Raw genomic sequence first — 12,287 nt, 5'->3', positions numbered from 1 at the left:
GCCGACCTTCTTATTGCAGGTTTGGTCGCCAGTTGGCAGCGCTTGCCTGCTCCAGTTCTGAAAGACGCTCGTTACAAATCGCCGCGACAATCTGGTGGAGCTGCTCCGTTCGCTCGAGCAGCCAGCCGAGTGCCTCCTCTGTGACCTCGAAGTGCCTCGAGTAGCGCGCTTTCACATAGGCTTCGTTGAGGATGTTGTACCAGGCGGTATAGCGGTGCTGGTCACGTGGCCAAGCGTCGATCAAGCGGCGGTCCTGATCTTCAGCCAGTCCCCTCAGGAACTTCAAATTGTGCGATGGCGGGCTGTAATTCGTCAGCGTCAGGAGCGCCGTCGCAAATGCATGCTCATTTGCTTGGTGCAGGCTAAACGCTGCCAGACGTGCCCATTCAGTCGCTTCACCAATTTGGCTGACCTGCCATTGCGCGGTCCGAAGGGTTAACTGAGCCTCGGGGTAGCGCCTTTCGAAGTGCTCCTTCGCCACCCTATACGCATCGACTGCGGAGAGCTTTCTCGGTTCAGCGAGCGGCCGGTCGTCGAGCTCGTAGAGCACGATGCCCTCGCGCAGGATGTCGACGAAGAAATACTGGCCGTCGGCCAGGAAGTTGTTCACCTCCCTGGCGCCATGGACTATGAGCCCGACCGGTGTCTTCACGTCCTTATCCCACATCAGCCGGTCGGTCGTCTTGTCCCATATTTGCGGTTCCGCCAGCTGCTTGGAATTGACCAGCACCAGGATATCGTAGTCGGAGCGATAACCCTTCATCGTGTGCGGCTCGTCGACCCAGGTGCCGCGCCCATACGAGCCAAACAGGATGATCTTCAAGATCCGGCCGCGCTTCTTGAATGCGGCAGACGTGCCAGCAAGCGCATCGGCGAACTCCTCATGGATGATCGCAACGACGCGGGCAAGCTCGCGCTGCTTTTCTTCCGGCAGATGTTCCAAGGACGATCGCATGGGTTCATCGATAGGCCAAAGACGATTCGCCGTCTACTACTGGAAACTCTAGGAACCGCAGCGACTTGCAAGGTGGCGCAATCTCCTGCGGCTACGGTGGAGCGGGATGATCTCCCTTGTCTTTTCCAGGGGGCAAGCTGAAGCTAGAGCACGTCCGCTGGTCTCGGAATCGGAATTGTGGTGACGGCTGTCGCTCTCCGGTCCACGAGAGTTTTCTCGGACCGTCCGTCGGCTCCAATGACTTTTCTGCCCCGCATTTTTACCCGCCGGAGCGCTGGAGCTGAGTGGGGGAGTTTCGTCCGCGCCGCCCGCGCATTTGACGATGAGGCGAAGCTGGAATGCGCGGCGATCCAGCCTCGTTCAACGGCGCGCCGCCAAAAAGGGAACAGAAATGAAGAGGCTACTAGCGTCAACGCTCGGCCTGTTCGCCGGCGTGTCGATGGGACATGCTTGCTGGTCATCGATCCTCTTCAAGCGGAAATCCGTGAACGGTTCGACAGCGCAAACCTCCCTGTTCAGTCCTTGCATCAATCTCAGCAGTGTGTCGCGACCCACGGACCTCGCTTGCTGCAGCGCGCCGGAGAAGACCCCCAATCCGGCTTCGGCTTGGATTGCAATCACGCGGCGTCATAGGCGGTTGAGCACAGCAAGGCTGCTCTGTCATGCCGGACCATCGCTGATAAACCTCTTTTAATCCTTCAGGCGGTGGGTGGCTCCGCCTTTGACGAGTCGCTCCACGAGACGAGCCGACTCCTCTGCGAGAGCCGGTATAGTGCCTGATTTCCGCGTCGATCCGAAATCGAGGCCGGCGAAATATAGGCCTGGAACAGCACCGACGCCGTCGGCATGGACAGGCTGGCCGACTGCATTGAGCGCGCCAGGGAGGTGGACCCAAGTGAAGTCGCCGGTGAAGCCGGTGCACCACACCACGGACCTGATGCCGCACGCCCTCCAGTCCATGGTACGGATCAGAGGATCGGGTATGCGCGGTTCGACCGTCTCGGCTGGATCGCCCTCGGCTGGCGGCGCATCAAGGCCGGCGCGCTCAATGTACTCGTCAACGAGGCGCTTGGTGTTCGCGGAGACTTCGTCGGCAAATCGCATATTGGCGTGGAGCTCATCGCCGAAAACGAGACTGTCGTTTTCCACGCCTCGGAAGCGGCCGAGCAACACGACGCCTTGTGCGCTCAGCGATTGCAGGCTGATCGTGTGCGTCGCACCGACAAGCGCGCGGGCCGGCACCTTGCCGGAAGGGAGGACGAGTTCCTTGCGCGGGACGTCGAGAAAGCCGGACAGCGTCAGCCAATTAAGTATGTTGCCTCCGCGATAGCGCCGCACCCAACGGCCGTTGCGGCTGGTCGCCAGAAACACGACGCGTCCAGCCAGCGCCAGGTCCTCAGCAATCTGGCCGCCCGACTGACCGCTGCCGACGACCAGCACCGCGCCATGCTCAAGCTGGGCCGCGTTGCGATAGGCCGAAGAGTCCACTTGGCGAAGTTCGACCGGCAAATCCGCCGACTCCGGCGGCCGGACCTGTCGATTCTGGTCGCCAGTGGCGATCACTACGTTGCGTGCCAGAAGGACGCCGGGAGCAGTCGTTAACCGAAATAGCCCATTTTCTCGCGTCAGCTCCTTCACCGAGGTTTGAGTGCTTACCGGCAAGCAGTGTCGCTCCGCATAGTCTTCGAGGTAAGAGACGAACTCGTGGTGGGTTATCGCGCCCCAAGGGTCCGGTCCCCGATAGGCATCGCCGGGCAATACGGAGCGGATAGTCGGCGAGTTCAGTCGAAACGAGTCCCATCGCTGCGTTCGCCACGTCTCACCGATTCGACCTCCATCAAGCACCTTATGTTCGCGGGCTTCGCGCTTCAGGAAGTAGCTGATGCCGAGCCCAGTCGAGCCAGCGCCAATCACGACTACGTCGAGAACTTCGCCCATGCGTCCCCCGCCTAAAGGTCTGGTGCATCCTACGCCTCGGGTTCAGGCGAGACTAGAGGAGGTCCGGCTAAAGGTTCCTTCAGGTCTGCTTGGGGTCGTGACGGGACCTTCGTGGCATCAATATTCAAGTACTGGATGTGGCTCGAAGCGGCCAACCTCAAAATAGCTCGTGGCATTTGCTACCGAATTCTGGAAAAATCTAAATGCGATAGCGTCGCGTTCATCGGCAGATATGGGCTGAGTCGTGGACACGAACGCATACGCTTCAAGCTTGGCTCCTGGACACGTCAGCCGTCGAGGTGAAGCTGGGCGTCGACGCTACGGCGCTTGGAAGGATCAGATCGTGACAGCGTCTTTGCCGAAACGAGCGTACTTTCTTGTCTCGCTACCGGCGAGTGCGGACCCGACCGCCGGTCGTCTTCTTGCATCGCGCGGAATGCGCGCGTTTGCGGACGGCCTCGTCAGCCTTTCGTTACCGATCTACCTCGCATCCATCGGCTTCGATCTGTTCGAGGTAGGTGTGCTGACCACGGCGACGCTCGCCGGGTCGGCCATCCTCACCCTGTCCGTGGGCATGCTCTCGCATCATTTCTCCCAGCGCCGGATGCTACTGTCAGCCGCGATGCTGATGATGCTGACGGGTCTCGCATTTTTCTTTGTGAAGGACTTCTGGCCCCTGGTGATCGTGGCCTTCGTCGGAACGCTGAATCCGTCTTCCGGCGACGTGAGCGTCTTCCTGCCTCTGGAGCATGCCAAGCTCGCCCATAGTGTCTCCGACAGGGATCGCACCGCAATGTTCGCGCGCTACAGCCTGATCGGCTCGCTTTTTGGTGCTTTCGGTGCACTCGCTGCGGGACTTCCAGAGCTTCTCCAGACCGTGATGGGACTTAGCGTCGGGCAGGCCTTGCAGCCGGTGTTCCTGCTCTACACCGCCGTGGGACTTGCGTCGTTTCTGGTGTATCGGCGCGTGCCGCGTGATCAGGCCGACGTCAACACATCCCCGGCTCAGCCGCTTCAAAAGTCGAGGACGCTGGTCCTGACGCTCGCCACCCTCTTCAGCCTTGACGCCTTTGCCGGCGGCCTGATCGTGCAGTCGCTTCTGGCCCTATGGCTTTATCATCGCTTCGGATTATCTCTTGCAGCGACAGGAGCGATCTTCTTCTGGTCCGGAGTTTTTTCGGCCGCCTCCTATCTGGTCGCGGTCCGCCTCTCCAACCGAATTGGGCTCGTGAACACAATGGTCTTCACGCACCTGCCTTCAAGCGTTTGTCTTCTGCTAATCCCCTTTGTTCCGGACCTTGCGACGACGATCGTCCTGCTTCTGATACGAAGCGCCCTGTCGCAGATGGACGTTCCGACCCGCACCTCCTACGTCATGGCGATCGTCACCCCCGGCGAACGGGCGGCGGCGGCAAGCGTCACGGCCGTTCCACGGAGCCTGGCGGCAGCGTCGAGTCCCCTTCTTGCAGGCTGGCTGATGTCCGTTTCCAGTTTCGGCTGGCCCCTCGTCGCCGCAGCGGCATTGAAGATCGTCTATGACCTCCTGCTGCTCTTCATGTTCCGGAAGCATCGTCCGCCAGAGGAGCGCTGACGACATCGACCGCCTCAACCGATCCATTAGCTTCATGCCAGGGACGCGCGCCGTTGGCCGGATAATTGGCCGTCGGGGATGTCGGGGGGACCGGACTTCAATTCTGCAGGCGAGGTCATCGGTCTTGTTAGCAGAAGCATCGCACCATCGGAGGATGACGAGCTTGGTCTGGCTTGGGCAGAGTGGTTGGCAGCGTCGGTCGCCCCTAGTATGTGGCCGGACAGCTTGGGGTGCTGTGCGGATTGATCCTTGGGCAATTGAAGGATTCCGAACAGGAGGCCATTACGCTAGCTGCTTCGCACGCAGCGTCAGCCAGCGGCTTGGTATGGACACTTTCATGGTCCATTCATAAGACCAGCGGCGGTCCTTGTCTGCGAAGCGATGTTGCCGTCTGCACGACGGAGCATTTCGATCGGTACCGGTGCGTTCATTCAGTCGTCTAGGTAGAAGAATGAACTATCGTTCGGATTGACGACAGCTTCGTCCTAAACTCCGATCAACCAGCCAGTTCGCTTTCGTTTGGAAACGGGCAACAATCTTGCTGCTTGTCCGACTGGCAGCCGCCTCTGACCCCGTCTGCGTGGCCGCCGGGCAAGAATTTCAGTGCGGGCTGTATCTTGAGCATCTGAGCCTCTGCTGTGAGATGCAGAAAGTGGAGCGCTCAGAAATCAACGGATTGAAACCAAAGATCACGCAGGGAAGGTCCGAGAAGGGTGGGTAAGCAGTCACTCGCCAAGGTAGCTCGTCATTGCTCTCTTGCGCCAATAGGGGCGTTGCTATTTCGCACGGCGGACTGGTCTTCGGGCATGCGTCGCTATCGGGAAGCCGATAGCGAGGCCAAGGACGTCATCAGCGGCATTTACAAAGCCGGTCTCGACAAGATCGCCGAAATGAGCGGAAACTGATCCGTAGGGTCGACAACGCGGGGAAGGATTGATCCCGTGTAAAAGAGCCCTGGGTCGTGCCGGGCTCTTGGGACCGATTGTCGGCCAGCGGGCTTGTGATGGGACATCGAGTTTCCCGTCACTACTTGGCTTTCAAATAGTCATTGCCGTAATTTCAAATGGTCACAGGTCTAGGGGACGTCTCTTCTCAGCGTCTCGATGAAGCGGATCACGTCGCCCACCATGCTGTCGTTAAAAATGTCGTTGTGACCCGAGCCGTCGCAGATCAGCATTTGCTTGGGTTCGGGAGCGATGCGGTATAACGCCTCGCCCGAAGATAAGGGAATGCTATCGTCACGTCGACCGTGGATGAACAGCTTCGGTTGTCTCACCTTCGCGATCTTGAGGTCTGAACGGAACGGGTCCTTGATAAGAAGCGCAACCGGAAAGAACGGATAATGCGTCTGCGCCACTGACAGAACCGAAAGGTATGGGGACACCAGGATGACGCCGAAGGCCGGCCTCTGCCCGGCCGTGTTCACCGCGACGCCGGTGCCAAGCGACCGGCCTAGCACAATGATCTTGCTTTTGGAGCGTACTGAAAGCCAGTCCAACGCGGCGATGCCGTCGGTCAGCAGCCCCTCCTCGCTCGGCGAGCCCATCGATTCCGGATAGCCGCGGTAGGAAATGGCCAGCATTCCAACGCCTCGCGCGGCCAGCGCCCGCGCGAGAAAGCCGTAATTGTCGACGAGGTCACCGTTTCCGAAAAAGAGCAGCACGCAGGGCTTGTCGAATTCGCCCTGGCTGTAGAGTCCATGAAGCCCTCTCCGTCGGGCGTCTGGATATATACGTTCTCGCCCCAGCGCGCACGCTCTGGAGTACGTGTGGCGCTCGCACCGGGAAAGAGGAGAGCACGCTGAGAAAAATACACCAGGCCTACAAGGGCCAAGTAGACGAAAGCCGCCATCAGCGGCAGGATCAGTAGCAGTCTTGTGGCGCTCACGGCAGCATGACCCCGCGTAGCCTTCATTTCATTCGGCCCAAGGCGCCAAACTATGCATTGGGTCTGATCCGCTCCGCAACCAGAGCCTGCAAGCGCCAAAGGTTGCGATCGCGGATGCCTTGCTCCTCGAGATGCGCCACTGTGTTGTGGAGATACTCGGCGCCGGAACCCCAGTGGCCGCAAGCTTCCGCCAACACGTCGGCAACCTCCTCAGGTGGCAGTCTGCCCGTGTAGAAGCGCGACTGCCGGTTCATCACGAAGGCGATGGCGCGCAGCGATCCCTTATCCGTTTCGACGGTGACCCAGCGCGGGATGTTGTTGGGCGGCTTCACCGTGATCTCACGCCGCACCAGCTTGTCCAACTGGCTTTCCAGATCGTCCGGCGGCAGTCTGAAGACGACGCCCCGACATTGGCCGCCCCGGTCGAGCGACATCATCAGTCCCGGCTTGTGCTTGGTGCCCCGGAACCGCTCGATCCGGAAGCAGAAGGAGCGGTGCCACCCTCGGGCCGTAGCGCGGCGTGCCTCAACATGGACGAGCTCAGGTTTCCAGATCAGGGAGCCGTAGGCAAAGAGCCACGCGTCCGGCCCGCCAGGGCGCGAGGCCAGCAGGCCCTGCACGATGGCCTTATAGTCTTGGTCGGCGTGATAGGTCCAAGTTGGGTCCGGACCAGGATCCTTCAAGATGCAATGAACCTGAGCCAGATGCTCTGGCGTGAGCGCTATTTGACGGGTTCGCATGAGATCATACCGCTGAAGGAACTATTGCTGACGAATGATACTTCCAAGCAAAGCCCGTGTCGCCAGTTAACGCTTCGTCAGTAAGCATAAGCATCTTTCACCTCCAGGTTCACGATGGGGGTTACACTCGAACTCAAGTTGGATTGAGGTCAATAGTGTTTGCCTCCTTAGGACGCCAAGGAGCTGGTAGGCGTCAGCTCTCGACTTCATTTTCCGGGAAGCTGGCGGAGTAGTCCCTCCAACGAGATTTTCGAGCCTGTTTTCCGTAGCCGAACCATAGCTGGCGCATTCAGCAGGACCGACTCGTGTAAGGCGAAATGCGATAGCTGTCAGTGGCTCTTGTAGAGCGGCGGCGACACGTCTTCGGCGGCCAGATCGGGATAGAGCCTAAGCCTGATGCGTTCCAGCTCCTCCACGTTCCGCCGCTCCCGCTCCATCACCTCGATCGTCACATTGCGCCATGGAGATCCGGCCGGCTGGTCCCATACCGTTCCGCCGGATGCAATGAACTCGCAAAACCTCCTGCCCGATCTGATACGGCTGGTGATCTCTATGTAATGGTTGAGGCGGTGATCCATGGAAGCCTCTCAAGCTCGTCCATCCCAAACGGTCGCTCTTAAAGATGACGAGATGATGACGCCTCCGGACAACGCTATTCGTCGATCAGTAACAGGCCTCGTTTTTTGTCGCCGTCCATGGTGTCCATCGCAGAAAAAAGGCGCTCGCGCTCGATCAGCCAGGGCTTGAAGTCTTCGTTCACATCGAGAACGAACACCATGTCTTCGGTTTCCAGATAGCCGCCAATTGGCGAGTGGTGGCCGACGCCAGCGCCAAAAATCATCTCACGGCTGAAATTGATGATGTAGCGGCGGCCGGGATCGTTGGCTCGCCTCATATGCTCGTGAAACGCCTCGCTCGTAAGATCGCGAAGGACCGAAACGTCCCTTGTGGTCTGTGCCTTTGCGACTTCGGCAAGCTCATCAAGCGTCAGCCCCATGATGCAGACGCCTGTCCAGCATTTTCCAGTGCCGTCGAGGACCTCGGCTTCCGTCGTCTCCTCCTCGCCGATCGATCGGAACACATTTGCCACGCTCGCCGGGCCGCAACGCGAACCGTTCGATTGCCATGTGACGTTCGACTTGAAAGTGGCGGCTGCCGGGAGCACCCAGGCGCGGTTCATCAGATCCGGCGCTTGGGTGACCGAGGCCTGGATCTGATCAGGCGAAACTTTGGACGGGCTGATGACATATAGCGCGGCTGCGGCCGACAGGCCGACGCCAGCAATCAAACCGGAAATCCACCCGCGCTTCATCGCCGAACCTCGAGGTCGATGAGCACCAGACGATACTTCAGAGCAGCCGCAACAGCAACGAGACACTAGAGGCAGGCAAGCCGTGGCTGCCCAAATGCGCGGAAATTTGCCGAACGTACTTCAATTTTTGCCCGCAGTAGCCTAACATCAGGCGGTGACTCCAGTTCCCCTGGGAAGACCTCCCAACCTTGGCCCGCTCCGGCGGGCTTCTTCTTGCGCTCAAGATCGGCATCTTCGATGCCGGCACAGGCGCCGCCCGGCCGATCGGCAAGGGAAAGATCGACTTCGACGACAGCGCGCTCGTCCTGCGCTATTCGCTGGGGGACGACAGCTTCGAGCGCCCGCTTTCGGGCGATAATGGCGAGCGGTTTGCCGAGGTCATCGAAGGCACACTGGATCACCTGCTGGCTCAACTGCCACCCGGCTCCCTGAAGCTCGCCTCCCATCGCGTCGTCCATGGCGGCCTTCGGTTTCGTGAGGCCGCAGCGCTTGACGCGCAGACGATCTGCGAGATCGAGGCGATGGTTCCGCTTGCCCCACTGCACCAGCCACAGGCGCTGCGGGTGATCCGCGCGCTGCAGGATCTGCGACCCGACATTCTGCAGACGGCATCGTTCGACACCGCCTTCCACGCGACGCAGGACGATCTCGTCCGGCGCATGGCGATCCCGCGATCGCTGCATGACGAAGGCGTGCGCCGCTACGGCTTCCACGGCCTGTCTTACAAATTCATCGCCGGCGCGCTCAAGCGGCAGGCGCCGGAGGTGACCGGCGGAAAGGTCGTGGCCGCCCATCTCGGCAGCGGAGCCAGCCTTTGCGCCCTGCAGGGCGGCATCAGCCGCGATTGCAGCATGGGGTTCTCGGCCCTTGACGGCATCCCGATGGCAACGCGGCCGGGGTCGCTCGATCCAGGCGCCCTCCTCTATCTCATGCGGAAGGGAACGCGCGATCCCAGCGAGCTGGAACACTTCCTCTATCATGCCTGCGGCATGCTGGGCGTCTCCGGCATCAGCGGGGATACTCGGGATCTTCTGAAGGACAAGCGGCCGGAAGCTGCCCAGGCCATCGATCTCTTCTGCTTCCGCATCGCCAGCGAGATCGGCCGCATGTCGGTGACGCTGGGCGGCCTGGACGCGATCGTTTTCACCGCCGGCATCGGCGAAAACCAGCCGGAAATCAGGCGCCGCGTCGCCGCCCATCTCCGCTGGATGGGCCTTCGTCTCGATGATGGCGGGAACGAGGCCAACATGACGGTCATCAGCACGCCGGACAGCAGGATTGCCGCGCTCGTCATCCCCACGGACGAGGAGCAGGTTATCGCCGACGAGGCGCTCGCTATTCTCCGTGCGGGGTGATCCAGATCAAGAACCGGCCCGGCGCAAGCCGCTAGAGTTGAACCTGAACACGTTTCGAAGGTGAATCCATGGAACAGCACGCCTCGAACACCGTCCCTTCCACGCTTTCCGACGCCGACCTCGCTTTGCTCGACCGCTACTGGCGGGCCGCCAATTATCTCTCCGTCGGCCAGATCTACCTCTTGGATAACCCGCTTTTGCGCGAACCGCTGAAGCCCGAGCATATCAAGCCCCGTCTCCTCGGCCACTGGGGCACGACGCCGGGACTGAACTTCATCTATGTGCACCTCAACCGGATGATCCGTGCCCGCGACCTCGACATCATCTATATGTGCGGACCCGGCCATGGCGGGCCGGGCATGGTCGCCAACACCTACCTCGAAGGCACCTATAGCGAGATCTATCCGGATATTTCCGAGGATGCGGACGGCATGCGCAAGCTCTTCCGCCAGTTTTCCTTTCCCGGCGGTATTCCAAGCCATGCAGCACCCGAAACGCCCGGCTCGATCCATGAAGGCGGCGAGCTCGGCTATGCCCTCGTCCACGCCTATGGCGCCGCCTTCGACAATCCGGAGCTGACCGTCGCCTGTGTCGTCGGCGACGGCGAGGCCGAAACCGGCCCGCTTGCAGCCAGCTGGCATTCGAACAAGTTCCTGAACCCTGCCCGCGACGGCGCGGTGCTGCCGATCCTGCATCTCAACGGCTACAAGATCGCCAACCCCACGATTCTTGCCCGCGCCAGCAACGATGATCTGCGCGATCTCTTCCAGGGATATGGCCACCAGCCCTTCTTCGTCGAGGGACACGAGCCGGCCGACATGCACAGCAAGATGGCGGCCGCCTTCGACGCAGTGTTCGACCGAATCAGGGACATCCAGGCGCAAGCGCGCTCAGGCGTCGCCGGCATGACGCGCTGGCCGATGATCGTGCTTCGCAGCCCGAAAGGCTGGACGGGGCCCAAGGAAGTCGACGGCAAGAAGGTCGAGGGCTTCTGGCGCGCCCATCAGGTGCCGGTCTCCAACTGCCGCGGCGACGACGGCCACCGGAAGATCCTCGAAGACTGGATGCGCAGCTACGAGCCGGAAAACTTGTTCGATACGGACGGACGCCTGAAGGACGACCTGCAGGCGCTGGCGCCCGAGGGCAACCGCCGGATGGGGGCCAACCCGCACGCCAATGGCGGCCTGTTGCGCAAGGAGCTCTCCGTCCCCGATATCTGCGATTACGAGATCAAGATCGGGGACCGTGGCAGCAAGGCCGTGCAATCGACCGAGATTTTCGGTCAGTACCTGCGCGATGTGCTGAAGCTCAATGCCAAGAATGCGAATTTCCGCATCTTCGGCCCCGACGAAACGGAATCGAACCGCCTCGGCAGCGTCTTCGAGGCGACGGACCGCGTCTGGATGGAGAACATCGAGCCCTATGACGTGCATCTTTCCCGCGACGGCCGCGTCATGGAGGTCCTGAGCGAACATCTCTGCCAGGGCTGGCTGGAGGGCTACCTTCTGACCGGACGGCACGGCCTGTTGTCGTGCTACGAAGCCTTCATCCACATCGTCGACTCGATGTTCAACCAGCACGCCAAATGGCTGAAGGTCACCCGCGAACTGGCGTGGCGAAAGCCGATATCCTCCCTCAACTACCTGCTCACCTCGCATGTCTGGCGGCAGGATCACAACGGCTTTTCCCATCAGGATCCGGGCTTCGTCGATCTCGTCGCCAACAAGAAGGCCGATATTGTGCGCATCTACCTGCCGCCGGATGCCAACACACTGCTCTGGGTCGGCGACCATTGCCTGAAGACCTACGACCGCGTCAACGTCATCGTCGCAGGCAAGCAGCCGGAGCCGCAATATCTGCCGATGGATGAGGCGATCGAGCACTGCAAGGCCGGGATCGGCATCTGGGAATGGGCCAGCAACGAGGATAACACGATCGCGCCCGACGTGATCATGGCCTGCGCCGGCGACGTGCCGACGATGGAAACGCTTGCCGCCGTCAGCCTCCTTCGCGAGATGATCCCCGATCTGAAAATGCGCGTCGTCAACGTCGTCGACCTTTTGGCGCTGCAGGCCAAGGAGCAGCATCCGCACGGCCTGGAGCACGGTGAATTCGACCGCATCTTCACAAAGGACAAGCCGGTGATCTTCGCCTATCACGGCTATCCCTATCTCATCCACCGGCTGACCTACAAACGCACAAACCACGAAAACATTCACGTGCGCGGTTTCATCGAGGAAGGAACGACTACGACGCCTTTCGACATGACGGTGCTGAACGAGCTCGACCGCTTCCATCTCGCCATCGAAGCCATCGAGCGCGTGCCGGGATTGAAGGAGAAGGTGCCGGACGTTCTCGACCGGCTGCATGTGAAACTCGTCGAACACCACGCCTACGTCCGGGAATATGGCGAGGACATGCCCGAGGTCAGAAACTGGAAATGGCCGGCGTCATGAGCCGGGCGGCGGCCGACCCTGCCATTTCGAGGCTCCGCCTAACTCCAAGCACG

The 12,287-nt window shown here is 60.7% G+C and carries 8 protein-coding genes and 1 pseudogene; 3 read left to right on the top strand and 6 right to left on the bottom strand.

The genetic code is table 11. The annotated features are described in order from the left end of the window. Positions 1 to 10: 10 nt before the first annotated feature. Both ISN39_RS06295 and ISN39_RS06290 read right to left on the bottom strand, forming a co-directional pair. Positions 11 to 955, bottom strand: coding sequence for a nucleotidyltransferase and HEPN domain-containing protein (locus ISN39_RS06295; protein WP_194729475.1), 945 nt, complete (start codon positions 953 to 955; stop codon positions 11 to 13). 690 nt (positions 956 to 1,645) lie between these two features. After that, positions 1,646 to 2,893, bottom strand: coding sequence for an NAD(P)/FAD-dependent oxidoreductase (locus ISN39_RS06290; protein ID WP_194729474.1), 1,248 nt, complete (start codon positions 2,891 to 2,893; stop codon positions 1,646 to 1,648). 343 nt (positions 2,894 to 3,236) lie between these two features. On the opposite strand from ISN39_RS06290, the gene ISN39_RS06285 reads away from it, so the two are divergent. Continuing rightward, complete coding sequence (locus ISN39_RS06285) at positions 3,237 to 4,484, top strand: MFS transporter (RefSeq protein WP_246763284.1); 1,248 nt, start codon at positions 3,237 to 3,239, stop codon at positions 4,482 to 4,484. Positions 4,485 to 5,559: 1,075 nt separating this feature from the next. On the opposite strand, the pseudogene ISN39_RS06280 reads toward ISN39_RS06285, so the two are convergent. The 4 genes and pseudogenes from ISN39_RS06280 to ISN39_RS06265 all read right to left on the bottom strand — a co-directional run bounded on the left by ISN39_RS06280 (position 5,560) and on the right by ISN39_RS06265 (position 8,423). Continuing rightward, positions 5,560 to 6,371 (bottom strand): annotated as a pseudogene (locus ISN39_RS06280) (alpha/beta hydrolase). Positions 6,372 to 6,421: 50 nt separating this feature from the next. Then, positions 6,422 to 7,111, bottom strand: a complete 690-nt coding sequence (locus ISN39_RS06275) for a gamma-glutamylcyclotransferase (protein ID WP_194729473.1) — start codon at positions 7,109 to 7,111, stop codon at positions 6,422 to 6,424. A gap of 329 nt (positions 7,112 to 7,440) precedes the next feature. Further along, a complete protein-coding gene (locus ISN39_RS06270) occupies positions 7,441 to 7,689 on the bottom strand; it encodes a hypothetical protein (RefSeq protein ID WP_194729472.1) in 249 nt (82 codons plus the stop codon). Positions 7,690 to 7,763: 74 nt separating this feature from the next. Further along, entirely contained in the window at positions 7,764 to 8,423 is a 660-nt protein-coding gene (locus tag ISN39_RS06265) for a phytochelatin synthase family protein (RefSeq protein ID WP_194729471.1), read from the bottom strand. Positions 8,424 to 8,611: 188 nt separating this feature from the next. Between ISN39_RS06265 and ISN39_RS06260 the strand changes: the two genes are divergently transcribed. After that, entirely contained in the window at positions 8,612 to 9,778 is a 1,167-nt protein-coding gene (locus ISN39_RS06260; RefSeq protein WP_194729470.1) for an acetate/propionate family kinase, read from the top strand. A 68-nt stretch (positions 9,779 to 9,846) separates the two neighbouring features. Beyond that, entirely contained in the window at positions 9,847 to 12,234 is a 2,388-nt protein-coding gene (locus ISN39_RS06255; RefSeq protein ID WP_194729469.1) for a phosphoketolase family protein, read from the top strand. Positions 12,235 to 12,287 lie beyond the last annotated feature (53 nt).

The organism is Rhizobium sp. 007 (genome assembly GCF_015353075.1).
Classification (GTDB): Bacteria; Pseudomonadota; Alphaproteobacteria; order Rhizobiales; family Rhizobiaceae; genus Rhizobium.
Note: the sequence above shows the minus strand (reverse complement) of the source record. Positions and strands in the feature narration are given on the sequence as shown.